At 61.1% G+C, this 26,835-nt stretch carries 21 protein-coding genes; 9 read left to right on the top strand and 12 right to left on the bottom strand.

Annotation, left to right across the window (positions count from 1 at the left end):
• Positions 1-182 precede the first annotated feature (182 nt).
• Positions 183-851 (bottom strand): signal peptidase I, encoded by a 669-nt coding sequence (lepB, locus tag JBE38_RS04050; protein WP_198761787.1) that lies wholly within the window; start codon positions 849-851, stop codon positions 183-185.
• Positions 852-993: 142 nt separating this feature from the next.
• On the opposite strand from lepB, the gene JBE38_RS04045 reads away from it, so the two are divergent.
• Entirely contained in the window at positions 994-1,557 is a 564-nt protein-coding gene (locus tag JBE38_RS04045; RefSeq protein ID WP_205343630.1) for a dihydrofolate reductase family protein, read from the top strand.
• A gap of 15 nt (positions 1,558-1,572) precedes the next feature.
• Positions 1,573-2,403 carry a Type 1 glutamine amidotransferase-like domain-containing protein gene (locus tag JBE38_RS04040; protein WP_205343629.1) on the top strand — a complete coding sequence of 277 codons (831 nt, stop codon included), beginning with the start codon at positions 1,573-1,575 and terminating at the stop codon, positions 2,401-2,403.
• A 181-nt stretch (positions 2,404-2,584) separates the two neighbouring features.
• Here JBE38_RS04040 and cysS read toward each other — a convergent pair whose 3' ends face one another.
• Together cysS and JBE38_RS04030 are read right to left on the bottom strand one after the other, a co-directional pair.
• On the bottom strand, positions 2,585-3,967 hold the full coding sequence (gene cysS, locus JBE38_RS04035; protein ID WP_104994170.1) for a cysteine--tRNA ligase: 1,383 nt from the start codon (positions 3,965-3,967) through the stop codon (positions 2,585-2,587).
• Positions 3,968-3,988: 21 nt separating this feature from the next.
• Positions 3,989-5,689 carry a glutamine--tRNA ligase/YqeY domain fusion protein gene (locus JBE38_RS04030; protein WP_161549174.1) on the bottom strand — a complete coding sequence of 567 codons (1,701 nt, stop codon included), beginning with the start codon at positions 5,687-5,689 and terminating at the stop codon, positions 3,989-3,991.
• 259 nt (positions 5,690-5,948) lie between these two features.
• Between JBE38_RS04030 and JBE38_RS04025 the strand changes: the two genes are divergently transcribed.
• Positions 5,949-6,452, top strand: coding sequence for a peptidylprolyl isomerase (locus tag JBE38_RS04025; RefSeq protein WP_090370172.1), 504 nt, complete (start codon positions 5,949-5,951; stop codon positions 6,450-6,452).
• Positions 6,449-7,198, top strand: a complete 750-nt coding sequence (gene lpxH / locus JBE38_RS04020; protein ID WP_205343628.1) for a UDP-2,3-diacylglucosamine diphosphatase — start codon at positions 6,449-6,451, stop codon at positions 7,196-7,198. The genes JBE38_RS04025 and lpxH overlap by 4 nt, the downstream gene beginning before the upstream one ends.
• An 89-nt stretch (positions 7,199-7,287) precedes the next feature.
• Here lpxH and JBE38_RS04015 read toward each other — a convergent pair whose 3' ends face one another.
• The 7 genes from JBE38_RS04015 to JBE38_RS03985 all read right to left on the bottom strand — a co-directional run bounded on the left by JBE38_RS04015 (position 7,288) and on the right by JBE38_RS03985 (position 18,282).
• Entirely contained in the window at positions 7,288-8,817 is a 1,530-nt protein-coding gene (locus JBE38_RS04015; RefSeq protein ID WP_060756712.1) for a DHA2 family efflux MFS transporter permease subunit, read from the bottom strand.
• A complete protein-coding gene (locus JBE38_RS04010; RefSeq protein ID WP_205343627.1) occupies positions 8,817-10,016 on the bottom strand; it encodes an efflux RND transporter periplasmic adaptor subunit in 1,200 nt (399 codons plus the stop codon). The genes JBE38_RS04015 and JBE38_RS04010 overlap by 1 nt, the downstream gene beginning before the upstream one ends.
• A gap of 15 nt (positions 10,017-10,031) precedes the next feature.
• Entirely contained in the window at positions 10,032-11,483 is a 1,452-nt protein-coding gene (locus JBE38_RS04005; protein ID WP_205343626.1) for an efflux transporter outer membrane subunit, read from the bottom strand.
• Entirely contained in the window at positions 11,480-11,953 is a 474-nt protein-coding gene (locus tag JBE38_RS04000; RefSeq protein ID WP_060756715.1) for a MarR family winged helix-turn-helix transcriptional regulator, read from the bottom strand. Before JBE38_RS04000 ends, JBE38_RS04005 begins: the two co-directional genes overlap by 4 nt.
• Before the next feature lie 224 nt (positions 11,954-12,177).
• Positions 12,178-15,849, bottom strand: a complete 3,672-nt coding sequence (locus JBE38_RS03995; protein ID WP_205343625.1) for a translocation/assembly module TamB domain-containing protein — start codon at positions 15,847-15,849, stop codon at positions 12,178-12,180.
• Entirely contained in the window at positions 15,849-17,576 is a 1,728-nt protein-coding gene (locus JBE38_RS03990) for an autotransporter assembly complex protein TamA (RefSeq protein ID WP_161549178.1), read from the bottom strand. The genes JBE38_RS03995 and JBE38_RS03990 overlap by 1 nt, the downstream gene beginning before the upstream one ends.
• Positions 17,577-17,640: 64 nt before the next feature.
• A complete protein-coding gene (locus JBE38_RS03985; protein WP_060756718.1) occupies positions 17,641-18,282 on the bottom strand; it encodes a GNAT family N-acetyltransferase in 642 nt (213 codons plus the stop codon).
• A gap of 167 nt (positions 18,283-18,449) precedes the next feature.
• Between JBE38_RS03985 and xthA the strand changes: the two genes are divergently transcribed.
• Both xthA and JBE38_RS03975 read left to right on the top strand, forming a co-directional pair.
• Entirely contained in the window at positions 18,450-19,262 is an 813-nt protein-coding gene (gene xthA / locus JBE38_RS03980; protein ID WP_205343624.1) for an exodeoxyribonuclease III, read from the top strand.
• Positions 19,263-19,464: 202 nt separating this feature from the next.
• Positions 19,465-20,796, top strand: coding sequence for a phosphate ABC transporter substrate-binding/OmpA family protein (locus JBE38_RS03975; protein ID WP_205343623.1), 1,332 nt, complete (start codon positions 19,465-19,467; stop codon positions 20,794-20,796).
• Positions 20,797-20,951: 155 nt separating this feature from the next.
• On the opposite strand, the gene JBE38_RS03970 is transcribed toward JBE38_RS03975, so the two are convergent.
• Positions 20,952-22,181 (bottom strand): acyl-CoA dehydrogenase, encoded by a 1,230-nt coding sequence (locus JBE38_RS03970; protein ID WP_090370155.1) that lies wholly within the window; start codon positions 22,179-22,181, stop codon positions 20,952-20,954.
• A gap of 166 nt (positions 22,182-22,347) precedes the next feature.
• Between JBE38_RS03970 and JBE38_RS03965 the strand changes: the two genes are divergently transcribed.
• The 3 genes from JBE38_RS03965 (at position 22,348) to JBE38_RS03955 (ending at position 24,653) form a co-directional block, all read left to right on the top strand.
• A complete protein-coding gene (locus JBE38_RS03965; RefSeq protein WP_090370153.1) occupies positions 22,348-23,283 on the top strand; it encodes a LysR family transcriptional regulator in 936 nt (311 codons plus the stop codon).
• Between the two features lie 61 nt (positions 23,284-23,344).
• Positions 23,345-23,737, top strand: a complete 393-nt coding sequence (locus JBE38_RS03960) for a MerR family transcriptional regulator (RefSeq protein WP_060756723.1) — start codon at positions 23,345-23,347, stop codon at positions 23,735-23,737.
• Positions 23,738-23,753: 16 nt separating this feature from the next.
• On the top strand, positions 23,754-24,653 hold the full coding sequence (locus JBE38_RS03955) for a hydroxymethylglutaryl-CoA lyase (protein WP_205343622.1): 900 nt from the start codon (positions 23,754-23,756) through the stop codon (positions 24,651-24,653).
• Between the two features lie 543 nt (positions 24,654-25,196).
• On the opposite strand, the gene JBE38_RS03950 is transcribed toward JBE38_RS03955, so the two are convergent.
• Positions 25,197-26,834 carry an AMP-binding protein gene (locus JBE38_RS03950; RefSeq protein WP_205343621.1) on the bottom strand — a complete coding sequence of 546 codons (1,638 nt, stop codon included), beginning with the start codon at positions 26,832-26,834 and terminating at the stop codon, positions 25,197-25,199.
• Between the last annotated feature and the right edge of the window lies 1 nt (position 26,835).

Here is a 26,835-nt window from a genome sequence, read left to right as displayed (position 1 = left end):
GTGGCAAAGCCGCCCCAAATCCAGTCACCGCGATCTTCCTGAAACACCACGGCGTCCTTGTTGGGGCGGCTGCGCCACCCAGCGCGGGGCAAGCCCGCTCACTACAGAGTCTGGTCGCGGCAGGTTCTCTTAACTGACATTAGGGCAGGCCCCCTCCCACATTTGGACTCGCGTGAAGCCGATTACAAAATCGCTGCGCCAAACCGGCTAACGCGTGGCATCCAGTGATCCAGGATCTCGGCTGAGGCAACGATATGATGCGCTCGCCCGATCAGCAGCCGGCGTGGCACAAAGCCGATATACCGGGAGTCATCGCTGTTATCGCGGTTGTCGCCGAGCATGAAATAGCTGTCGGCAGGTACCACCACCGGGCCGAAATTGCGCAACGCCCGCACGGTCGGCATGAACTGGACAGTGCGCTGACGGTTGGCCGCCAGCTCGTTCAGCTTGATCCCCGGCACCGTATGGCCGGCAACGATGGGCTCGCGGATGTCCTGCGCATCACTGTAGGTGGCAGGCACGCCGTTGACCCACAACACTTCGTCTTTCATTTCCAGGGTGTCACCGGGTATACCGACAATGCGCTTGATCAGGCGCATGCCATCCTTGGGCGACGAAAACGTGACCACATCGCCACGCTGGGGGTTATCGAGCTTGGCCAGGGAAATATCCGTCAGCGGCACCTTGAGGTCATACGCCACGCGATTGACCAGCACCACATCCCCCTCCAGCAACGTGGGGCGCATGGAGCCGGACGGAATGGGGTTCCAATCGGCCAGGGATGTACGGAAAATGCCGAAGCACAGCCAGAAAATGATTGCGTAACGGTAACGGCCCAACCAACGTCGCATACATCCTCGCAATACAGAAAGGGGCATTGGCACCCGCCAGACACCCAGATGATTTTTGGCTACGCTCGCTTGTTACACATCAGGATTAAATGACCATTAGCACTTGCGCTCAAGGTCAATGACACAAAAGGAAAGCGGCCCCATGGATATCAAATGCTCTGTCTTTATCGCAGCCAGCATCGACGGGTTTATCGCACGACCCGATGGCGATATCGAGTGGCTTCTTCGGCCGGAGTATGAACGTGCTGTCTTGAACGGTATGACGTTTGAAAGCTATATCGCCACCGTTGATGCACTGGTGATGGGCCGCAAAACCCTGGAGAAGGTGGCGTCCTTCGCCGAGTGGCTTTATGAAGGCACGCCGGTCATAGCGCTTTCGCACCGTCCGCTGGCGCTGCCTGCCCATCTGGAAGGCAAGGTCGAAGTCATGGCAGCCGACGCGCCTGCGGTGGTGGCCCAGCTAGCCGAACGCGGCATGAAGCATCTGTATATCGATGGAGGCCAGACGATCCAGGCATTTCTGGAAGCGGGCCTGATCGACGAGCTGATCATCACGCGTATCCCGGTTTTGCTGGGGCAAGGCATTCCACTGTTCAGCCAGGTTGGTCGTGAGCATGAGCTTCATCACGTCAGCACACATGTGTCGGAAAATGGGTTTGTGCAGAGTCGGTATCAAGTGACGACAGACTCTCTCGCCGTGCAATAGGAACTGGAGGTCAGGGTGACTCAACACATTATTGTCATTGGTGGCGAGTCCGCAGAAGACATGACCCGCATGACACGCATTGACGAACACATCGTCGCATCATCAGGCAAAACGCACCCTAATATTCTCTATATCTCGACAGCCAACGGCGATGACCGAGTCAAGATCCGCGACTTCACCGCTAAATACGAAAGCGCTGGCTGCACCGTTAGCAACCTGACGGTATTCATTCCGCCGTTTCCCGATGCGGGCCATGTTTCATCTTTGTTTGAACAGGCCGACATCATTTACGTGGCGGGCGGTAATACACGTGCCATGCTGGCGGTCTGGCGCGAATTTGGTGTCACGGCCTTACTGAAAAACGCCTGGGAAAACGGCAAAATCCTCAGTGGCGTCAGCGCCGGTGCGATTTGCTGGTTTGACTATGGGCACTCGGATTCAGGCGGAAGGTTTGCGCTGGTTGACGGTATGGGCTTGTTGCCGGGCGCATTGTGCCCGCATTTCAGTTCAGAGGCTGGAAGGGAAGCCTCGTTTGTCGAGTTGGTTCAGCACGAGCATATTCAGCCTGCCTACGCGCTCGACGATGGCGTGGCCCTACATTTCAAAAATGGCAAATGCCACCAGGTCATCCATAACAGCGCAGCAGGGCACGCTTACGAAATGACTACGCAAGCGCCCTATCCAATACCTTTGTCACATCGGAAAGATAAATGCCAAAGGCATCAACACAAGGAAATTTCCGACAGCGCTTTAGGGGGGGCGCTCGGAAGATGGCGGCCTAATCTGCGGTGGAGCCCGTTCACAGCTAAATCTGAAATCGAAGAATTCGCAAAGTGGGCACGGTAAAAATGTGGGAGCGGGCTCGCTCGCGAATACGGCGTGTCAGCCACTGCGATTGTGACTGGAAGAATGCATTCGCGAGCAAGCCCGCTCCCACAGTGGATCGAGTGGGCCGTTGAAACGGTGTGCAAAAAAAACGCCCCGAACCAGTCGGGGCGTTTTTCATTCAGCGTGCAGCAAACAATGGTCAGTCAGCCAACCGCCACGTCGTCCCGCCCTTCCCGTCTTCCAACACCACCCCCATCGCGGTCAGTTGGTCACGGATACGGTCGGATTCCGCCCAGTCCTTGTTGGCACGCGCTGTCAGACGCGCCTGGATCAGCGCATCCACTTCAGCGGCGTCCACACGCCCTTCAGCGCCGGCTTGCAGGAACTCCTCAGGCTTCATTTGCAGAACCCCGAGCACACTCGCCAGCTCTTTCAAGCGCGCCGCCAGGCCCGCCGCTGCGTCGAGATCGCTCTCGCGCAGACGGTTGATCTCGCGCACCATCTCGAACAGCACCGCGCAGGCTTCCGGGGTGCCGAAGTCGTCGTTCATGACTTCGGTGAAGCGGGCCACGAAGGCTTCGCCGCCCGCTGGAGCGACTGCCGGCAAGCCCTTCAACGCATGGTAGAAACGTTCCAGGGCGCCCTTGGCGTCCTTGAGGTTGTCTTCCGAGTAGTTGATCGCACTGCGGTAGTGGCTGGACACCAGCAGGTACCGCACCACTTCCGGGTGATACTTCTCGAGCACGTCGCGGATGGTGAAGAAGTTGTTCAAGGACTTGGACATCTTCTCGCCATTGATGCGGATCATGCCGCAGTGCATCCAGGCATTGGCGTAGGTCTTGCCGGTGGCGGCTTCGCTCTGGGCGATTTCGTTTTCGTGGTGCGGGAATTCGAGGTCGCTGCCGCCGCCATGAATGTCGAAGGTCTCGCCCAGGCAGCAGGTGGACATCACCGAGCATTCGATGTGCCAGCCCGGACGCCCGGCGCCCCATGGCGATTCCCAGCTTGGCTCGCCCGGCTTGGTGGCTTTCCACAGCACGAAGTCGAGCGGGTCTTGCTTGGCTTCGTCGACTTCGATGCGGGCGCCGATGCGCAGGTCTTCGATCTTCTTGCGCGACAGCTTGCCGTAACCCATGAACTTGGCGACGCGATAGTACACGTCACCATTGCCCGGGGCGTAGGCGTAGCCCTTGTCGATCAGGGTCTGGATCATCGCGTGCATGCCAGGGATGTGGTCCGTGGCACGCGGTTCCATGTCCGGCTTGAGGATGTTGAGGCGCGCCTCATCCTCGTGCATGGCGGCAATCATGCGCTCGGTCAGCGCGTCGAACGACTCGCCGTTTTCGTTGGCACGGTTGATGATCTTGTCGTCGATGTCGGTGATGTTGCGCACATAGGTCAGGTCATAACCGCTGAAACGCAGCCAGCGGGTGACCAGGTCGAAGGCAACCATGCTGCGGCCATGGCCAATGTGGCAGTAGTCGTACACGGTCATGCCGCACACGTACATGCGCACCTTGTTGCCATCCAGCGGCTTGAAGACTTCTTTGGTCTTGCTGAGTGTGTTGTAGATCGTTAGCACATCGGCTTCCTTAAGACTTGATCACTGGCCCCACGAATCACGCAAGGTCACGGTACGGTTGAAGACCGGAGCGCCTGGTTTCGAGTCCTTGATATCCGCACAGAAGTAGCCTTCGCGCTCGAACTGGAAACGGTCTTCCGGCCGTGCTTCGCCCAACGAGGGTTCGGCACGACAACCAGTGAGTACTTGCAGGGAGTCAGGGTTGATGTTGTCGAGGAAGCTCGCGCTGTCTTCGGCTTTTTCAGGGTTCGGCGAGCGGAACAGACGATCGTACAGGCGCACTTCGCACTCGATGCTGGCTGCGGCCGGCACCCAGTGGATCACGCCCTTGACCTTGCGGCCCTCAGGGTTCTTGCCCAGGGTGTCCGGGTCGTACGAGCAGCGCAGCTCGACGATGTTGCCCTCGGCGTCCTTGATCGCTTCGTCGGCACGGATCACGTAGCTGCCACGCAGGCGCACTTCGCCATTCGGCTCCAGGCGCTTGTAGCCCTTTGGCGGCTCTTCCATGAAGTCATCGCGGTCGATGTAGATTTCACGGGCGAACGGCAGCTTGCGCACGCCGAGTTCTTCTTTCTGCGGATGACGCGGCAGCTCGAGGTTCTCGACCTTATCTTCCGGGTAGTTGGTGATCACGACTTTCAACGGGCGCAGCACGCACATGGCGCGCGGGGCGTTGGCGTCCAGGTCCTGGCGGATGCTGAATTCGAGCATGCCGAAGTCGACCACACCGTCGGAACGGTTGGTGCCGACCATGTCGCAGAAGTTGCGGATCGAAGCTGGCGTGTAGCCACGGCGACGGAAACCCGACAGCGTGGACATGCGCGGGTCGTCCCAGCCATGCACGTGCTTTTCATCAACCAGTTGCTTGAGCTTGCGCTTGCTGGTGATGGTGTAGTTCAGGTTCAGGCGGCTGAACTCGTACTGACGCGGCTGCGCCGGCACTGGCAGGTGGCTCAGGAACCATTCGTACAGCGGGCGATGGCTTTCGAACTCCAGGGTGCAGATGGAGTGGGTGATGCCTTCGATGGCGTCCGACTGACCGTGGGTGAAGTCGTAGTTCGGGTAGATGCACCACTTGTCACCGGTCTGGTGGTGGTGGGCATGGCGGATGCGATACATGATCGGGTCGCGCAGGTTCATGTTCGGCGAGGCCATGTCGATCTTGGCGCGCAGCACACGGGCGCCGTCGGGGAACTCACCGGCACGCATGCGGGCGAACCAGTCCAGGTTCTCTTCCACCGAACGGTCGCGGAACGGGCTGTTCTTGCCGGGTTCGGTCAGGCTGCCACGGTATTCCTTGGCCTGCTCCGGGGTCAGGTCGTCGACGTAGGCTTTGCCGGCCTTGATCAGCTCGACGGCCCAGTCGTGCAACTGGTCGAAGTATTGCGAGGCATAGCGCACTTCACCGGACCATTCGAAACCCAGCCACTTCACGTCACTTTCGATGGCGTCGATGTATTCCTGGTCTTCCTTGGCCGGGTTGGTGTCGTCGAAACGCAGGTGCGTGACGCCACCGAACTCCTGGGCCAGGCCGAAGTTCACACAGATCGACTTGGCGTGACCGATGTGCAGGTAGCCGTTGGGCTCTGGCGGGAAGCGGGTGACGATCTGCGTGTGCTTGCCCGAATCCAGGTCCGCCTGGATGATCGGGCGCAGGAAATTGACCGGGACGGCAGGTCCGGCCTTGGAATTCGAGGTAGGGTCGACAGTGGGCTTGCTCATAGGATCCTTGAACAGACAGGTACGTGGCCGGTGGGGGCCAGATAAAACAAAGCGGTTATCATAGCTGATGCTGTCAAGCCGCTGACAGGGTACGACCGAAAACTGCAGCTTTAATTGCTGTTTTAATGACGGACGCGGTAAAAAACCACCTCGAAATTCCTGCCAGGCACGCTAAACTGCGCGCCTTGGCTGCCATTGAGCCAAACCGGTCACGGCGCCCAGGCGTCCAACCCACGAATTCCTTGAAAGAGACACGACCATGACCCAAGTCAAACTGACCACCAACCACGGTGACATCGTCATCGAGCTGAACGCCGAGAAAGCGCCGATCACCGTCGCCAACTTCATCGAATACGTTAAGGCCGGTCACTACGAAAACACGGTGTTCCACCGTGTGATCGGTAACTTCATGATCCAGGGCGGTGGTTTCGAACCCGGCATGAAAGAAAAGAAAGACAAGCGCCCAAGCATCCAGAACGAAGCGGACAACGGCCTTTCCAACGACAAGTACACCGTCGCCATGGCCCGTACCATGGAGCCGCATTCGGCCTCCGCGCAGTTTTTCATCAACGTGGCCGACAACGCTTTCCTGAACCACAGCGGCAAGAACGTGCAGGGTTGGGGTTACGCGGTATTCGGTAAAGTCACCGAAGGCACCGACGTTGTCGACAAGATCAAAAGCGTGCAGACCACCGGTAAAGCCGGTCACCAGGACGTACCGGTAGAAGACGTGATCGTCGAGAAAGCCGAGATCGTTGGGTGATATTACTGATTTCAGATTTGCATCTGGAAGAGGAACGCCCGGACATTACCCGGGCGTTTCTGGATCTGCTCCAAGGCCGCGCCCGTGGCGCCCAGGCGTTGTACATTCTGGGGGACTTCTTTGAAGCCTGGATTGGCGACGACGGCATGACCCCCTTCCAGCACTCCATCTGCGAGGCTCTGCGTGAGCTGAGCGACAGCGGCACCCCGATTTTCCTCATGCACGGCAATCGCGACTTCCTGATCGGCAAGCGGTTCTGCAAAGCGGCAGGCGCCACCTTGCTCAAGGACCCGAGTGTCGTGCAGTTCTACGGCGAGCCGGTGCTGTTGATGCACGGCGATAGCCTCTGCACCCGCGACGTCGGCTATATGAAGCTGCGGCGCATCCTGCGTAACCCGATTGTGCTGTTTATCCTGCGCCACCTGCCCTTGGGCACCCGGCACAAGCTGGCGCGCAAGCTGCGCAGCGAAAGCCGTGCGCAGACGCGCATGAAGGCCAACGACATTGTCGATGTCACCCCCGAAGAAGTGCCGCGCATCATGCAGCAGTTCGGCGTACGCACCCTGGTCCACGGCCATACCCACCGCCCCGCCATTCATAAATTGCAGATCGGCGACCAGGCGGCCAAGCGCATTGTGCTGGGGGATTGGGATAAGCAAGGGTGGGCATTGCAGGTGGATGAGCAAGGCTTTCAGTTGGCGGCATTCGACTTCACCAACCCACAGTTGGCCTTACCCGGCGCCTAACCCCCAGACATCACTGCTCCAATGTGAACAAAGATTCAAATGTGGGGGGGCTTGCCCCCTCCCACATTTTGACCGCGTGTACCCCGGGATCAGTGACCGGAAGCCGCAGGCCCCGCTTTTGCGGTGAATGGCGGCTTGGCCAGCCACACCAGCAGCATCAACGCCATGAACATCCAGCCCAGCAACGTGAAGTAATCCACGGTGGACATCATGTACGCCTGGCTGGTGAGGATCTGGTCCAGCTGGGTGTAAGCCTTCTGCCCTGCCCCGCCCAATGCATTCAGGGCGTCACGGGTGGCCGAGTCATAGGTGGTCATGTTCTCGCTCATATACGCATGGTGCTGGTCGGCCCGGCGAATCCAGATCCAGGTGGTCAGCGATGCCGCGAAGCTACCGCCCAGGGTACGCAGGAACGTCGCCAGCCCGGCGCCGTCGGCAATCTGGTGCGGCGGCAGGTCGGACATCAGGATGCTCAAGGTCGGCATAAAGAACAGCGCCACGCCGATACCCATGAACAACTGCACCAGGGCAACGTGCTGGAAGTCCACTTCATTGGTGAAACCGGCGCGCATGAAGCAACTCAAGCCGATCGCCAGGAACGCCAGGCCCGCCAGCAGGCGCAGGTCGAACTTGTGCGCGTACTTGCCCACGAAGGGCGACATCAGCACCGGCAAAATCCCGATTGGCGCCACCGCCAGGCCGGCCCAGGTGGCGGTGTAGCCCATCTGGGTCTGCAACCATTGCGGCAGGATCAGGTTGATGCCGAAGAAACCCGCATAGCCCAGGATCAACACGATGGTGCCGATACGGAAGTTGCGGTAGGCGAACAGCCGCAGGTTGACCACCGGGTGCTTGTCGGTCATTTCCCAGATCACGAACACCGCCAGGGCAATCGCCGAGATCACGGCGCCCATGATGATGAAGTTGGATTCGAACCAGTCCAGGTCGTTGCCCTTGTCGAGGATGATCTGCAAGGCGCCCACACCGACGATCAGGCTCAACAGCCCGACGTAGTCCATCGGCTGATAGCTGGTGACCACCGGACGGTTCTTCAACTGCGCACGCACCACCATCACCGCAAAGATGCCGATGGGCACGTTGATGAAGAAGATCCACGGCCAGCTGTAGCTGTCGGTGATCCAGCCGCCGAGGATAGGCCCGGCGATCGGCGCCACCACCGTGACCATCGCCAGCAACGCCAGGGCCATACCCCGTCTCGCCGGCGGATACACCGCGATCAGCAACGTCTGGGTCATCGGGTACAGCGGCCCGGCCACCAAGCCTTGCAGCACGCGAAAGCCGATCAGCTCGGGCATCGAGGTGGACACACCACACATAAACGAGGCCAACACAAACAGGATGGTCGCCCATAAAAACAGCTTCACCTCACCGAAGCGCCGGCTCAACCAGCCGGTGAGCGGCAAGGCAATCGCGTTGCTCACCGCAAACGAGGTAATGACCCAGGTGCCCTGCTCCGAACTCACGCCGAGGTTGCCGGAAATGGTCGGCAACGCCACGTTGGCGATGGTGGTGTCGAGCACCTGCATAAAGGTCGCCAGCGACAGGCCAATAGTGGCCATCACCAGGCTGGGTGGCGTGAAGGAGGCGTTATTGCTCATCAGCGTTGCACAGCCTTGGGTGCGGCGATGCTGTTGTCATGGATCAACTGGGTGATCATGGCGTCGGCTTCGGCCAGTTGGCGGTCATACACATTGGTGGTGAACGAGGCCTTTTGCGGCGCCTGTTGCGCCAGCACCGGGCCGCTCTGGTCGTGCAGGTCCACATTGACCAGGGTGCTCAAGCCGACCCGCAGCGGGTTCTTGGCCAACTCGTCGGCGTTGATGTGGATGCGCACCGGTACCCGCTGGACGATCTTGATCCAGTTACCAGTGGCGTTCTGCGCCGGTAGCAGGGCAAATGCGCTGCCGGTGCCGGCGCCGAGGCTGTCGACGGTGCCGCTGAATTTCACGTCGCTGCCGTAGATGTCCGCTTCGATGTCCACCGGCTGGCCGATGCGCATGTTGCGCAGCTGGGTTTCCTTGAAGTTGGCGTCGATCCACAGCTGGTCGAGCGGGATCACGGCCATCAGGGCGGTACCCGGCTGCACGCGCTGGCCCAGTTGAACGGTGCGCTTGGCCACGTAACCGGTGACCGGCGCAATCAAGGTGCTGCGGGCGTTGGTCAGGTAGGCCTGGCGCAGTTGCGCGGCGGCGGCTTGTACGTCGGGGTGCGAACTGATCACGGTGTCATCCACCAGCGCGTTGCTGGTCTTGAGTTGCTGCTCAAGGTTGGTCAGGGCGTTCTTTGCGGCGGTCAGGCTGTCACGGGCGTGGGACAGTTCTTCCTGGGAGATCGCGCCGCCCTGGGCCAGGGTTTTACGGCGGTTGTAATTATCCTGTGCGGTCTGCACATCGGCTTTCTGAGCATTGACCTGCGCTTTCATACCATCGACGTTGCTGTACAAGCCGCGCACCTGGCGCACGGTGCGCGCCAGGTTGGCCTGGGCACTTTGCAGGCCGACGGCGGCGTCATTCGGGTCGAAGTTGACCAGCACCTGGCCTTCGTGGACCAGGTCGCCATCGTCGGCACCGATGCTGACCACGGTGCCGGTGACCAACGGAGTGATTTCCACCACGTTGCCGTTCACATAGGCGTCGTCGGTACTTTCGCTGAAGCGGCCGTAGAACTCATACCAGCCCCACACGCCCACGGCGCCGAGGATGACGATCAGCGCCAGGAGCAGCAGCATCACCTTGCGTTTGCGCGGATTGCTGTCGTTGGTGGGTTCGCTTGCGTTGTTGCTGTCGGCAGTGGCCATGACAAATACCTCCAATTATTCCGTGCGTGTGGCTGGGGTGGTTGCGGCCACGTTATTGGCGTTGAACCCGCCACCCAGGGCCTGCATCAATTGAATCGACAAATCGATCTGTGCCGCATTCAGGGTCGCCAGCTGACGCTGGGCCTGCAGCAATTGCTGCTCGATGCTGAGCACGTCCAGGTAGCTACCGATCCCGGAGCTGTAGCGCTGCATACCGGTATCAAAGGACTGCCTGGCAATGTCCGCAGCGTGTTGCTGGGCCTGGATCTGCCGTCCGGTGTCGCGTAGCTGGGACAGAGTGGTGCCGATATCGCCCAAGGCTTGCACCAGGGTTTTGTTGTACTGGGCAACGGCCAGGTCGTAATCGGCGTCGCGGGCATCCAGGTCGGCACGCAGGCGCCCGCCATCGAAGATCGGCAACGAGATCGTCGGCGCAATGCTGAAGAACCGGCTGGCCGAACCGAACATCGCATCCCCCAGCAACGACTCGGCCCCGGCGCTCGCGCTCAGGTTGAGGTTGGGGTAAAAGCGGGTTTTGCTCGCGTCGATATTTTTGCTCGCAGCCTCCACACGCCAGCGCGAGGCGATCAGGTCCGGGCGACGGCCCAGCAGCTCGGCCGGCAGCACGGACGGCACGGCCACGGCGCTGGCTTTCAATACGTTCGGGCGGGCCAGTTCGTTGCCACGATCGGGCCCTTTGCCGAGCAATACCGCCAGAGCGATCTTGGCGCTCTGCAGTTGTTTTTCCGCATCGATCAGTTGCGATTCGGAGCTGGCTTCCAGGCTTTCGGTCTGTTGGAACTGGTACTCACTGTCGATGCCCGAACTCAGGCGGCGCTTGCTCAGGTCGAGCATCTGGCGCGTGCGCTTGAGGTCGTCATTGGCCAGGTCGCGCACGATATGCGCCTGGCCCAGGTCGCTGTAAGCCTTGGCCACGTTGGCGGCCAGGGTCAGGCGTGCGGCCTGCTGGTCGACTTCGGCGGCGCGGGCCTGGCCCAACGCGGCTTCCCAGGCGGCGCGCTGGCCACCCCAGAGATCGAAGTTGTAGTTGAAGCCGGCACTGATGTTACGCACCGTGGCGTAGGCATCGCCCTGCCCTCGCGGGTCCTGGTCCTTGGCCAACCGCGAGCGGCTGATACCGGCGCTGGCATCCAGGGTCGGCATGCGTGCGGCGTCGGCGGCAAAGGCAGCCGCTTGGGCCTGGTGCGCACGGGCGCTGGCCACTTGCATGTCCGGGCTGTTTTGCAGGGCCTCGCGAATCAGGCCGTCGAGTTGCGGGTCGCCCAGGCTTTTCCACCAATCGGCGGTCGGCCAGGCGGCCGTCGACAGGGTCACGCCACTGAGGGATTTGCCGGTTTGCAGGGTGTTGGCGTCGAGGCGTTTGCCTTGAGTGTCGAGGCCGCTGTAGTTGGCGCAACCGGCCAGGGTCATCGCCACCAGCAGCAGGCTGAGTGTGCGCGTGTTCATTGATCACCTACCCGCTGGATGACGATGGCGTCACCCGCAGCTATCAGGATTTTCTTGAGGATGCGTTCCAGGGTTTGCAACTCGCCAGGCTCCAGGGCCCCGGCCAGTTCGTTCATCGACTGGGCGCCGATGTACGGCAACATGTCCGCCAGGCGCTGGCCGTCCTCGGTGAGCACCAGTTGCACCTGGCGCCGGTCGTGCTCGGAACGCTTGCGCGCGAGCAGGCCCTTCTGTTCCAGACGGTCGAGCATGCGGGTCATGGAGCCGCTGTCCAGGGACAGGTTGCGGCACAGCTCGGCCGGGGTGTCGACGTCGAATTGGGCAATGATGATCAACACCTTGAACTGCGCGGCGGTCACGCCATGGGGTTCCATATGGGTGTCGATGATGCGGTCTTTGAGCAGTGCGGCTCGGCCCAGCAGGAGGCCGAGGTGGCAGTTACGGAAACTGTCAGGGGTGAAGTGGGCCATCGGAAGTCACCTTATTACTGCCTAGGCAGTGAATGTATGACAAGATGTTACTGCTTAGGCAGCGAATGTCAAATGGAATTATTAGCTTGCTTGCTAATGTGGGAGGGGGCTTGCTCCCGATAGCGGTGTGTCAGTCACAGACAAGCTGGCTGATATACCGCTATCGGGAGCAAGCCCCCTCCCACAATCAAGCCTCCCCGCACTATTTTTTGTGCGAGTAAGACCTAGAAATCCCGCTTGTAGAAAATATCCAGCGAACTGGCCACGCCACTGGCCACCTCCAGATACACCTTCTTGCTGAGCAGATAGCGCAGCGCAATGGTATTGGCCGGCTCGAACACCCCAACCCCATAACGCAGGCTGAGTTTCTCGGTGATCTTGCCGCTGGCCACTACCGCCGTGGTGTTGCCGCTGCCCTGAGTGTCGAGTTCGAAGTCCTGGATGCCCAGGTTCTTGGCGATGTCCGAAGTCACCCCGGCACTGCCCATCAGCCCCAGGCCCAATGCGGCTTGGGCGAGCATGTTGTTGTCTTCGCCGGTGGTGCTCAGCGGACGCCCCAGCACCAGGTAGGACAGTGCCTGCTCCTGGCTCATGGCCGGCTCCGAGAAGATCTGCGTGGTCGGCTGTTCGGCGCTGCCGCTCAGACGGATACCGGCAGTGACGTCGCCGGTCTTGCGCACGGCTTCGATGTCCAGATACGGCTGGTCGAGCGGCCCGGCAAACAACAGCCGGGCACGCCGCACATCGAGTTTTTGCCCGTAGGCGCGGTAGCGACCGTCGTTGAGCCACAGCTCGCCGCGGGTGTCCATGTTGTCGCCGATATGCACCTGGCCCTGCACCTTGGCGGTCAGTCCGAAGCCTGCGAAGTTGAGCTGGTCTTCGCCCACCACCACGTCGATATCCATGGCCATCGCCATCGGTGGCTTGCCCTCCTCGGTCTGGCTGCCGACGATGATCGTGTCATCCGAGACCTTGACGGTCGACGGCGGCAGTTCACGCACGGTGATATCGCCGCGCGGTATGTGCACCTTGCCGGCGATGGCCAGCTTGTCGCCCTTGAGGCTGATCTTCAGGTCGGGCGCCACTTCCAGCACGGCGTAAGGCTCCACCGTCACCGGCAGTTGCGAACCTTGCAGGCTGAGGTCGACCGCCAGGGCCTGGCCCCAACCGATCTGGCCCTTGAGGCTGCCCTGCCCGGCCTTGCCACTGCGCCAGCCACCATTGAGCTGCACATTCTCGCCGGCGATCAGCGCCTGTACATTCAGGCCCTCCAGGCTCACCGGCAATTGCGGCCCGGAAATCTCGCCGCCCACCAGGTTCACGCTGCCGTTGACCTGCGGCGCGAGCAGGCCACCGGAGATGCGCCCGCTGCCATTGAGCTTGCCATTGAGTTTTTCCACCATCGGCACAAAGGGCCGCGCCACGGCGAGGTCCAGGCCGGTCAGGCTGAAATTGCCGGTCATCGGCTTTTTCTTCGGCAACGGATTGATCTGCGCCTGCACCAGCAGCTCTCCGAGCCTGCCGCCGCGGAAGTTGAGTTGGGTGTCGATGCGGTCAGGTTTGAGGGTGCTTTCCAGCTTCAGGGTCTCGTAGGGAAAGTCCAGCCACTGGGCCTTGTCCTTGACGCGCAAGGTGCCGCCACTGGCGTCCACTGCGACCACGCCCTTGGGGCCGCTGGCGGGCAGGTCGAGCTGCAGGTCGGCGTTGAGCTTGCCCTGCCAGGCAAAGTCTTTGGGCAAGAAGGCCGCCAGGCTGTCGATGGGGAATTGCTTGAGGTGGTAGCGCAATTTGGGTTCGGGCATCAGACGCTGATCCTCACCACACAGGCTGGCCGCACCGGACACCCAGCAATGCGCAGCGAAGGTCAGCTTGCCGTCCGCCAGCCGCTCGATCTTCGCCGGGGCCTGCAGGTTCCAGTCCTGGCCACCGGCTTGTACCTCGCCACTGGCCAGGCGCCCGCGCCAGTTGCCCTTGTCGAGATTGCCGTCCAGGGCCAGAGCCAGCTTGACCAGCGGGCCGGCCAGGTCCAACTGGACTTTCTGGCTCTTGATGTCGCCCTGGGCGCTGGCAGTCAGGGTGCCGACCTGGGTTTCGCCGGCCTGAATGCCGCTGCCCTTGAGGTCGAGCCTGGCGCGCTGGGCGCTATCGAGCGTGGCGTCGAGGCTCAGGCTCTGCAGGCGATTATCGGCGAATGCCAATTGCTGGCCTTTGAGGTCAAGCTTGCCTTGCGGCGCCTTCAGGCTGCCGGCGACATCCACCCGGCCATTGATCTGCCCGCGCAGCTGTGGCCACAGCTGGGCCAGACGCGCCAGCTTGATATCAATCTGCCCGGCCAGGCGCTGCTGCAAGCTGCCACTGCCATTGATGCGGTTGTCGCCCAGGCGGATATCCAGGTTGGCCAGGGTCCATTGCTCGCCCGCCCCTTCGGCCTTGGCGGCCAGTACGGCGGTTTGCCCACGCAGACGGCCCTTGAGGTCGAGGTCGGCGTTGAGCTTGAGCTGTTCATTCTTGAACTCACCCTTGCTGCGCAGTGGGCCGGCCAGGGTGCCCGGCAATTCGGCGACCCAATACGCCGGGTTCAGCGCCGACAGGTCCAACGCGGTGTCCCAGGCGATGCCGTCGGCAAATTGCAGGTTCAGGTGGCCCTCGGCCTTGCCTTGGCCGGCGCTCAGTTTCAACTCCGGCAGGAAGACCTGCTTGAGGTCGCCACTGAACGGCGTTACCACATTGAATTTGCCGGCCGGGCCGTCGAGGTCGGCCTTGAGGTTGCCGAGGTAGTTGCCGTCTTTGTAGGAGACTTCACCTTTAAAGGTACGCAATACCACCTGCGGCTCGTCGATCAGTGGGTAGAGGCGATGCCAGGGGAAATCCCGCCAGTCGATCCTGGCGTCGGCGCTGAAGCCTTGTTGCCAGTCCAGGTTGGCGTTGAGCTTGAGGCTTTGCTGGTCGCCGGCAGTCAGGTCGAGCCCGGCGATCTGCGCGCCCTTGGCGTCGACCTTGCCTTGCAGCAGCAAGTCCACCGGCCCTTTTTCCGCCGGCAACAGCGCTTTGCCCAGCAGTTGGTAACCGTTGTGCAAATCGCCTTGGGCGGTGAGGTCCAGTTGATTGAGTTGCAGGGTGTCGGGCAGGTCGGCGCTGGCTTTGAAGCCATCGGCGGTGAGATGCAGTTGCGCGGGAAGGTTCTCCACCAAGGGCTGCAGTTCGCCGCTGAGCTTGGCCGGCAGGTAGCCGCTGCTGTCGGCGTCGAGCTTGAGGGTCTTGAGCAAGTCGCCATCGACCTTGAGGGCCACCTTCCACGGCGCGCCGCCCGGGGCATAGGGCAAGCTCAGGTTGCCGGTGGCGGTCAGCGGCCAATCGCCCACAGGTTGCAACAGGCCATTGAGGTCCAAAACCAACCCATCGCGCTGCAGGTGCACCGAGTCGATCTGCAGACCCGCCGCCGTCCAGTGCGCGGCCAATTGCAGGCCCTTGAGCTCTTCGCTGCCATTGAACACCAGGCTACCGACGCGAACTTCGCCCAACTGGATGGCAACCGGCAATTTCAACTCAGGCAATTGGATCGGCCCGCTGCTCTCTTCCGTACTGGGCGCAAAGTGCAGGTTGACCTTTTCCACGTCCAACTGATTGATGCACACCGTCATGCGCAACAGGCAGGCCGGTGACCAATCGAATTTCGGCGCATCAAGCTCGACGCGGCTGGTGCCCTGTTGCCACAGCAGGTGATCGGCGCTCCATTGGCCACCTAAATGCCCCTGGAAGTTCTCGACGCTCAAACCCGGCACCTGGCCCAATGCCCAACGGCTGCCCGCCTGGGTGCCAAGCAGCGCCCATAACCCCACAAACACCAAAGCGAGGAGCGCCACCACGGCCAGCCCCGCTATTTTCAAACCACGCATCACAGCTCAGGCCCCATGGAAAAGTGCAATCGAATGCCGCCCGGATCTTCGAGGGCATGGGCCAGGTCGAGGCGGATCGGCCCCACCGGCGAGACCCAGCGGATACCCACGCCGACACCGGTTTTCAGGCTGGGCATGTCCAGGGTGTTGAACGAGTTGCCCTGGTCGATAAAGGTCGCGATCCGCCATTTCTCGGCGATGGAGTATTGATACTCGGCGCTCAGGGCCACCATGTAGCGGCCGCCGATACGGTCACCACGGTCGTTCTCCGGCGACAGAGTCTGGTACTCGTAGCCGCGTACGCTCTGGTCACCCCCGGCAAAGAAGCGCAGCGAGGGCGGCACGGATTTGTAGCCGTTGGTGGCACTGCCGCCGAACTGTGCACGACCCAGGAAGCGATGGTTGTCCCACAACGTGGTCAGGCCCTTGATGGTCGCCGTGCCGTAAAGCAGGTTGGTGTCGGAACCGAGCCCTTCCTTGGCGACCTTGGTGTCGAACATCAAGCGGTAGCCGTTGTGCGGGTCGATACGGTTGTCGCTGCGCAGGTAGGAATAACTGATCCCCGGCATCACCAGGTTACTCAAGCCGGAATCATTGCCCAGGCGATATTCTTCACGCTGGTACTTGAGCGAGATGATCCGGGTCCAGCCACTGGGCAACTTGCTGTGCCATTCGGGACCGACCGTGAGCAATTTACTCAAGGTGTCGGTGCCGGCGAGTTCTTCGTTCTGGTAGCCGCCGGCAAAGCGCAGCTTGTCGGTCAGCGGCGGGTCCAGCGGCACGTCGTACCACAGCCCGACGTTCTGGCGCGGCGCCGATAATTCGGCCTCCCAGCCGTAGCTATGGCCTTGGGGGTTGACCCAGTGGCGGGTCCAGTTGGCCTTGCCGCGCGGGCCGACGTCGGTCGAGTAACCCAGGCCCAGGCCCATGGTGCGCGGCTTGCGGGTTTCCAACTGCACCGCCACCGGGATCACATCGTCGGTGGCGGCAGCGGGTGCGGCGTCCACGCGCACGCCTTCGAAAAACCCGCTCGCTTGCAGGTTCTGGTTGAGTTCGGCGATCAATTCGGAATCGTAGGGGGTGCCGCTTTTGAACGGCACCATGCGTTGCAGCAGGTCGGCATCGAACGGCGTGTCGCCGGTGAAGTTGACCTTGCCCATGGTGTAGCGCTTGCCACTGTCATAAATGAGTTCGATATCGGCCACGCCCGCCTTGGGGTCCACCGACAGCTTCTGGCTGGTAAAACGCCCGCTGAAAAAGCCGTAGCGTGACGCCTGGTTCTGGATCAGACGCTTGGCGTCTTCATAATGGCCGTGGTTGAGCACGGCGCCGGGCTTGAGGTCGTCACCGGCCGGCACGCGAAATGCCTTGAGGCTCGCGGCCTGGCCGTCGACCCGAATGGTCACGTTGCGCAAATGCACCGGTTCGCCGGGGTCGATGGTGAGGATCAGGCGCGGGTTTTTGCCGCCCTGTACATCACTGGCGATCTGCGGCTGATAGAAACCCAGAGCCTGCGCCGCTTTGCGCGCCTGCTCCTCGGCGCCACGGCTGAACCGCAGCAACGCTTCTTCATCACGATCGCCGACCCCGCCGATATAGCCTTCGATGTTGGCTTTCAACGCGTCGTTGGAGGGTTTGACACGCACGTCCAATTCGCTTTGCGCCAAAGCGCCGCAGCTTGTGAACAGCAGAACCAAGCCGCTGGTAAATCTTCCTGGAAACTTCATAGGCGCGGATGCTACACGAGCTAGGGAGACTGTTTGAACTCGGAATTGTCTGAATAATTCTGTCTTAACCCGTTGCAGCATGTAACGCCTGGGGATTGGGGTGAAAAAACACGTGCTCCAGGATCGGCCCTACGGCGACCTCACCGATTTCCTCATAGCCTTGGCGTTTGTAGAACTCCAGGTAGCGGGAGTTGCCGGTGTCGAGCACCACGCCCGACGAGTGTGGGTCTTCGGCACACCAGTTGTGCACCGCTTCCAGCAGTTGCTCGCCGTAGTGCTTGCCCTGGAATTGCGGGTGAATGCCCAACAGCGGCAGCACATGCACCGCGTCCCCCGGCAGGCACGCCAGCACCGCGTGATGGTATTCCAGGTAACGCCGCGTACCGCGCACGCCGGTGCTCAGCCACATGCGCAATTGCCAGGCCCAGCTCTCGGTGATCCCCAGGCGCCGTTGCGGTGGCGCGATCAAGGCAATGCCGATCAAGCGGTCATTCACCAATAGGCCGATGGCCGGCAAGTTCTGGAAGAAATGCTGCTTGACCAGCTCGCGCACCGTGGCCCGCACGCGCTGCTCGTAGCCCGGACGCTCGGCTTCGAAGATATAGGCGAAGGTCGGCTCATGACGATAGGCCTGGTACAGCAATGAGCGGGCTTCGCGGGAATATCCGCTGTCGAGCAGGTGAATCTGGGCAGTGGTGTCGGGCATACGTTCAATCTCCCTGGGCGCCATTGAAAGGTGGCGTTCTTATGGGTACGAACTTGTACGGCGCGAGTCGTTCCCAGACATTAGCAGTGCATCCATCCTACCGCCACGCTGGCCCCCGCCGGACTTGTCGGCTAGCATCGCCGTTTTGCCAGACTGGACTGCCGACCATGAAAATCGTCTCTTTCAATATCAACGGGCTGCGCGCCCGCCCTCATCAGTTGGCAGCGTTGATCGAGAAACACCAACCCGACGTGATCGGCCTGCAGGAAACCAAAGTCCACGATGACCAGTTCCCCTTGGCCGAAGTACAGGCTTTGGGCTATCACGTGTATTACCACGGGCAAAAAGGCCATTACGGCGTGGCGCTGCTTTCGCGCAAAGAAGCCCTGAGCGTGCACAAAGGCTTTGCCACGGATGAAGAAGACGCCCAGCGCCGTTTTATCTGGGGCACCTTCGCGGATGAAAACGGCCACCCGATCACCGTGATGAACGGCTACTTCCCCCAGGGCGAAAGCCGCGACCACCCGACCAAGTTCCCGGCCAAGCAGCGCTTCTATGCAGACCTGCAGCACCTGCTGGAAAGCCAGTTCAACAATGAGCAGGCTCTGGTGGTGATGGGCGACGTGAACATTTCCCCGGAAGACTGCGATATCGGCATCGGCGCCGACAACGCCAAGCGCTGGCTGAAAACCGGCAAGTGCAGTTTCCTGCCGGAAGAGCGCGAATGGATGGCGCGCCTGAAAAACTGGGGCCTGGTGGACAGCTTCCGGCACTTGAACCCGACGGTAGCCGACCGCTTCAGCTGGTTCGATTACCGCAGCCGCGGCTTTGAAGACGAGCCCAAGCGTGGCTTGCGCATTGATGTGATCCTGGCGTCCAACGGCTTGCTGCCACGGGTCAAGGATGCCGGTGTGGATTACGAGTTGCGCGGTTTGGAAAAGCCGTCGGACCATGCACCGATCTGGCTTGAGTTGAGCTGATTCCCGGCTGAACCTGGTTGTTTAAGTGTGGGAGGGGGCTTGCTCTCGATAGCGAAGGGTCAGTCGGCAGACGTATCAACTGATCCACCGCTATCGGGAGCAAGCCCCCTCCCACATTTTGTCCCCCGGTGTGGCAGTCATATTGATGTCATCTGCCTGACTTATTCTCGCGGCACTCCCTTTGGCTAAAGAAGGTGCCGGCATGAGGCTGCGCGTTCTGTTCCTGCTGACTCTGTTCCCGCTCGTTACTGTGGCCGCTGCCCTCCCCGTTCCCGACCAAGGCCCTGCGTTACGCATCCAGGGCTCCAACACGATTGGCGCGGCACTGGGGCCGGCGCTGGTCAAAGGGTTGATGGAGCATCAGGGGTTGCAGGGAATACACGGCGAACCCACCCCAGGCAGCAATGAACAGCGCTGGGAGGGCAAGACGCGCCAGGGCAAAACGGTAACCATCGAGGTCGCGGCCCACGGCTCCAGCACCGGGTTTACCGCACTGAACATGGCCAACGCCGACTTGGCGGCGTCTTCGCGCCCCATCAAGGACAGCGAGCTGGTAGACCTCGAGCCCCTGGGTGACCTGAAAAGCCCTGAAGCCGAACAAGTGATTGCCATCGATGGCCTGGCGATCATCCTCAACCCGCGCAACCCGCTCACCACCTTGAACACCGAGCAATTGGCGCAGATTTTCAACGGTGAGGTCAGTACCTGGGAGGCACTGGGCGGGATCGGGGGCGGCATTCATTTGTATGCGCGGGATGATCAGTCCGGCACCTATGACACGTTCAAGGAGCTGGTATTGAGCCGGCGTGGCAAGCCCCTGGCCACCAGTGCCAAGCGTTTCGAGTCCAGCGAGGCCTTGTCCGATGCGGTGAGCCACGATCCCCAAGGCATTGGCTTTATCGGCCTGCCCTATGTGCGCCAGGCCAAGGCCGTGGCGATTGTCGACGGTGACTCCCAACCCATGCTGCCGCTGGCCAGCCTGATTGCGACCGAGGACTACCCGTTGTCACGCCGGTTGTTCTTTTACCTGCCGCCGTCCAACCACAACCCTTGGGCCAAAGCCCTGGTGGACTTTACCCAGAGCGGCAAAGGCCAGGCGATCGTGGCGGCCAGTGGCTTTATTGCCCAACACGTGCAGGCGATCAGTGTGGAGCCACGCCCATCGATGCCTGAGGACTATCAAGCCATCGCCCGCGACGCCCAGCGCTTGAGCGTGAACTTCCGCTTCGAGGAAGGCAGCGCCAGCCTGGACAACAAGGCGCGGCAGGATTTGCAGCGGGTGGTGGCGTACCTGAAAGGCCACGGCAAGCTCGACAAGCAGGTCACGTTGGTGGGGTTTGGCGATGTGAAGAATGATCCGCAGCGGGCGGCGTTGCTGTCCAAGCTGCGGGCGATGGCGGTACGCCGGGAACTGGTCAAGAGCGGCGTGGTGCTGCGTGATATCCGTGGGTTTGGTGCGCAGATGCCGGTGGCGGCGAATACGGCGGATGAGGGGCGAATCAAGAATCGGCGGGTGGAGGTTTGGGTGTACTGAGGTCTGTGGGGTTTGTGTTGTCGATACTGGCCTCATCGGGAGCAAGCCCCCTCCCACACTAGACTGGGTTCACAAATGGGTACGTGCGAACCCAATCAAGTGTGGGAGGGGCGGTGCGACGATTCGACTTGCTCCCGATTGCAGGCGACGCGGTCCTACTGCCCGCTACGCATCAGTTCCCGCGGCACATACTTGCCGATCTCGAACTTGCCGATCGCCGCGCGGTGCACTTCGTCCGGGCCGTCGGCCAGGCGCAGGGTGCGTTGCATGGCGTACATGTAGGCCAACGGGAAGTCGTTGGACACGCCCGCGCCGCCATGGATCTGGATCGCCCGGTCGATGACCTTCAACGCTACGTTCGGCGCCACCACCTTGATCTGGGCAATTTCGCTTTTCGCCACTTTATTGCCGACAGTGTCCATCATGTACGCCGCTTTCAAGGTCAGCAGGCGCGCCATGTCGATTTCCATGCGCGAGTCGGCGATCTTGTCGATATTGCCGCCCAGACGGGCCAATGGCTTGCCGAATGCGGTACGGCTGACAGAGCGTTTGCACATCAGTTCCAGTGCGCGCTCGGCCATGCCGATCGAGCGCATGCAATGGTGGATACGGCCCGGGCCAAGGCGCCCCTGGGCAATCTCGAAGCCCCGGCCTTCGCCGAGCAGCACGTTTTCGTAGGGCACTCGCACATTCTCGAACAGCACTTCGGCGTGACCGTGGGGAGCATCGTCGTAGCCGAATACCGGCAGCGGGCGCAGGATTTTCACCCCGGGCGTATCCACCGGCACCAGGATCATCGAGTGCTGCTGGTGACGCGGCGCGTCCGGGTTGCTCAGGCCCATGAAGATCAGGATCTTGCAGCGCGGGTCGCATGCGCCGGAGGTCCACCATTTTTTACCGTTGATCACCCATTCGTCGCCCTGGCGCTCGGCGCGGGCAGCCATGTTGGTGGCGTCTGAGGAAGCCACGTCCGGTTCGGTCATGGCGAAGGCAGAGCGGATTTCGCCGCGCAGCAGCGGTTCGAGCCAGCGCTGCTTCTGTTCTTCATTGGCATAACGCACCAGCACTTCCATGTTGCCGGTGTCGGGAGCCGAACAATTGAAGGGCTCCGGGCCGAGCAAGGAGCGTCCCATGATTTCGGCCAGCGGCGCATATTCAAGGTTGGTCAGGCCGGCGCCCAGTTCGGATTCCGGCAGGAACAGGTTCCACAAGCCCTCGGCTTTGGCCTTGGCCTTCAACTCTTCCATGATGGCAGTGGGCTGCCAGCGATCGCCTTCGCTGACCTGGCGTTCAAACACCGGCTCGGCCGGGTAGACATACGCATCCATGAAGGCGGTGACGCGCTCACGCAGTTCCTGAACCTTGGGCGAATAGGCAAAATCCATGGGCAGCTCCCTTCTTTGAGAGGTTGTTTAGGGCATGGAATTGATGCTAGAACAGCGCTGATAATTTACCTAGCCTATTCTCGGCGTGTATTAACATTCATCACCGATATATGATCAACGCATGAGCACCTGACAAATCGCCATCTAACAATAAGAGCGCAACGCAATGAATCTGAGCAAGGTCGACCTCAACCTGTTTATCGTTTTTGATGCGATCTATACCGAAGCCAACCTGACCCGCGCCGGGCAGATTGTCGGCATCACTCAGCCGGCGGTATCCAACGCACTGGCGCGTCTGCGCGAAACCTTCAACGACCCGCTGTTCGTGCGTACCGCCCAGGGCATGGTGCCCACGCCCATGGCGCAGAACATCATCGGCCCGGTGCGCAATGCCTTGTCGTTGCTGCGGGTGTCGGTACAGGAAAGCCGGATTTTCAACCCCCAGCAGGCGGCCAAGACCTACCGCATCAGCATGACCGACCTCACCGAAGCGGTGATCCTGCCCCTGCTGTTCCAGCGTCTGCGCCGCCTGGCGCCCACGGTAGCGATCGAGAGTTTCCTGTCCAAACGCCGCGAGACCACCAAAGAGCTGGCGGCCGGGCGCCTGGACTTTGCCGTGGATGCGCCGCTGAACACCGACCCACAGGTGCGCCACGTCAAGTTGATGGAAGACCGCTACGTGTGCGCAATGCGCAAAGGCCATCCACTGGCGGGCAAAGACAAGTTCACCCTGGATGACTACCTGGCACTGACCCATATTCACATCTCCAGCCGCCGCAACGGCCTGGGCCATGTCGACCTGGCGCTGGGCAAGATGGGCATCCAGCGCAAGATCGCCCTGCGCTCGCAGCATTACCTGATGGCCTCGCAGGTGTTGCAGCAGACCGACATGGTGATGACCGTGCCCGAACGCTTCGCCCGCCGCCACGAACTGCACTGGTTCAACCTGCCGGTCAACGACGTGCCGCCCGTGGAAACCCACTTGTACTGGCATGAGAGCACCGACCAGGACCCGGCCAACCGCTGGATGCGTGAGCAAATGATCGAGTTGTGCCAACAAGTCATGGCGCAGGAAAAGAAGTTCGACAGCAAACCGGCTTGACCTTGACGTTTACGTAAAGCTGACACTAGCCTAGCGCCCAAGCCATCCCTTGAGCGCCACCATGAGTACGACCTACAGCATCTCCGACCTCGCCCGCGAACTCGACATCACCACCCGCGCCATTCGCTTCTACGAAGAACAAGGCCTGCTGGCCCCGGAACGCCGGGGCCAGGAGCGCATCTACTCGGCGCGGGACAAGGTCAGCCTCAAGCTGATCCTGCGCGGCAAGCGCATCGGCTTCTCCCTGGCCGAGTGCCGCGAGTTGATCGAACTCTACGACCCCACCAGCGGCAACCACGTGCAACTCAACAGCATGCTGGCCAAGATCGCCGAACGGCGTGCGCAGCTTGAGCAACAGTTGCTGGATATCGAACAAATGAAGCTGGAACTGGACACCGCCGAAGAGCGCTGCACCCAGGCCCTGGCGCACACCATGAGCCAAGCCGGCCATTGATCAGAAGGTAACTGCCATGTCCCTCCCCTCGTATGTCCGCCTGGTCGAAGTCGGCCCACGGGACGGTTTGCAGAACGAAGCCCAGCCCATCAGCGTGGCCGACAAGGTCCAATTGGTGGACGCACTCAGCGCGGCGGGCTTGAGCTATATCGAAGTCGGCAGTTTTGTTTCACCCAAATGGGTGCCGCAGATGGCCGGGTCGGCCGAGGTGTTTGCACAGATCCAGCGCAAACCCGGGGTGACCTACGGTGCCCTGGCGCCGAACCTGCGCGGCTTTGAAGATGCCCTGGCTGCGGGGGTGAAGGAAGTCGCGGTCTTTGCAGCGGCATCGCAGGCGTTTTCACAACGCAATATCAACTGCTCCATCAGCGAAAGCCTGGAGCGCTTCGCGCCGATCATGGCCGCCGCCCAGCAGCATGGCATCAGCGTACGCGGCTATGTGTCCTGTGTGCTGGGCTGCCCCTATGAGGGTGAAGTTGCACCAGAACAAGTGGCGGCTGTCGCGCGGGAGTTGTATGCCATGGGCTGTTATGAAGTGTCCCTGGGCGACACCATCGGCACCGGCACCGCAGGCGCCACGCGGCGCTTGTTCGAGGTGGTGGGCGCCCAAGTGCCGCGGGACAAGCTGGCGGGGCACTTTCACGACACCTATGGCCAGGCGATCGCCAATATCTACGCCAGCCTGCTGGAAGGGATCAGTGTGTTCGACAGCTCTATCGCAGGCCTCGGCGGCTGTCCTTATGCCAAGGGCGCCAGCGGTAACGTCGCCAGCGAAGATGTGCTGTACCTGCTCAACGGCTTGGGTATCGAGACAGGTATCGACTTGGACGCCTTGATACGTGCAGGCCAACAGATCAGCGCGGTGCTGGGCCGCCCCACGGGCTCGCGGGTGGCCAAGGCGCGTAACGCCGTTTGAGTAGCGTGGTCGTGACAATGTGTTACCGCCTCGCTACTTAACGAGTAACACGGGAACATATTTTGTCTTATTTGCCGTAGGCCGTTGCCCACGAAAAAATCAAACCATTGATTTTAAAGGGTTTTAAAAAGTTGGCACGGCTTCTGCTATCTCTATGGCATAACAAGAATAAAAAGTGCCAAACCTAATAAAAATAAGACGAAACGACTCTGACATAACAAAAACAACACGGCAGAGACGCAGCTAACAGATTTTTTTGGAGAAGATGTGCTTCGCAGGGTACGGCATGCCGAAACCCGCAACCGGATAGAGAACAATAAAACTACCATCAGGTAGCTACCCACTGGTTGGATCGCACGCGAAGAAGCAGATCAGCGCTCAAAAAAATACGTTTGCTCTTGACCCCGCATGGGGGTCGCCAAAAACAGCGGTAAAGGGTAACGGCTGCCAAAAACAACAATAGGCCGCCCCTCAATAATAAAAAAAGAGCACGCAACGACAAATTAAAGGGGACCTCCGGGTCCCCTTTGTGCTTTCCGGGGTTTACCCCCGCCCTTCTCCAAGCTCTTCGATGGAAATCTCGCGCATGCGGAATTTCTGCACCTTGCCCGTCACCGTCATCGGAAACTCATCCACGAACTTGAAATACCGGGGCGTCTTGAAGTGGGCGATACGGCCCTTGCACCAGGTTTGCAGTTCCAGCTCATTGGCGGCGTGGCCGGGATGGAACTTGACCCAAGCGACGATCTCTTCACCGTAGCGCGCGTCCGGGATGCCGATGACCTGCACATCCGCCACCGCCGGATGGGTGAAGAAAAACTCCTCCAGCTCACGCGGGTACACGTTCTCGCCACCTCGGATGATCATGTCCTTGTTGCGTCCGGCAATGCTTACGTAGCCTTGCTCATCCATGGTCGCAAGGTCGCCGGTGTGCATCCAGCCGGCATCGTCGATGGCCTCGCGGGTGGCTTGCGGGTGGTTCCAGTAGCCGAGCATCACGCTGTAGCCACGGGTGCACAACTCGCCGATCTCGCCCCGCGCCACAGTGTTACCGGCAGTGTCGATGATCTTGTTTTCCAACTGCGGCTGGGTGCGGCCAACGGTGGTGACACGGCGCTCGAGGTCGTCATCCGGCCCCGTCTGCAGCGACACCGGGCTGGTTTCGGTCATGCCGTAGGCAATCTGCACCTCGCTCATGTGCAGCTCGCTGATCACTCGGCGCATCACCTCAATAGGGCACGTGGCGCCGGCCATGATGCCGGTGCGCAAGGTCGACAGGTCGAACTCGCGTCGGAGTGGGTGATCCAGCATCGCGATAAACATGGTCGGCACACCGTACAGGCCGGTCGCGCGCTCTTCGGCGACGGCGGTGAGGGTCAGCAGCGGATCAAAGCCGTCATTCGGATAAATCATGGTGGCGCCGTGGGTGATACAGCCCAGGTTGCCCATGACCATGCCAAAGCAGTGATACAGCGGCACCGGGATCACCAGGCGATCCTGCGCCGTCAGGCCCAGGCTTTCGCCGACCATGTAACCGTTATTGAGGATGTTGTGGTGGCTCAGGGTGGCGCCCTTGGGGAAGCCGGTAGTGCCGGAGGTGTACTGGAGGTTGACGGCTTGGTCGAAGTGCAGGCTGGCTTGGCGGGTATGCAATTGCTCGGGCGGCACGCCTGCACCGAGCGCCGCCAGCTGCGACCAGGGCAGGAAACCCGCAGGCGGGGCCGGGTCGAGACTGATGATGCCGCGCAGGTCGGGCTTCAACTCCAGCAGCATGGCATGGTAATCGGAAGTCTTGAATGACCCGGCGCACACCAGCCACTGGCAGCCGGACTGCTTGAGCACGTACTCCAGCTCGCTGCTGCGATACGCCGGGTTGATGTTGACGAGGATCACGCCGATCTTGGCGCTGGCGATCTGGCTGATACACCACTGGGCACAGTTGGGCGCCCAGATACCCAGGCGATCGCCGGTTTGCATGCCCAGGGCCAGGAACGCACGGGCGTGCAGGTCCACCGCCTCGCAGAGTTGCCGCCAGGTGTAGCGACATTGCTGGTGACGCACCACCAGTGCCTCGCCATCCGGATACTGCGCGACGGTGCGATCGAATGCCTGGCCAATGGTCATGGCCAGCAAGGTCTTGTCCTGGGAGCCACGGCTGTAGCTCTGATGCGGTTGATCCATA

This window comes from Pseudomonas sp. ICBG1301, assembly GCF_016918385.1.
GTDB classification, from domain to species: Bacteria; Pseudomonadota; Gammaproteobacteria; order Pseudomonadales; family Pseudomonadaceae; genus Aquipseudomonas; species Aquipseudomonas palleroniana.
The sequence above is the reverse complement of the archived record's forward strand: the minus strand, read 5'-3'. Positions and strand labels throughout refer to the sequence as shown.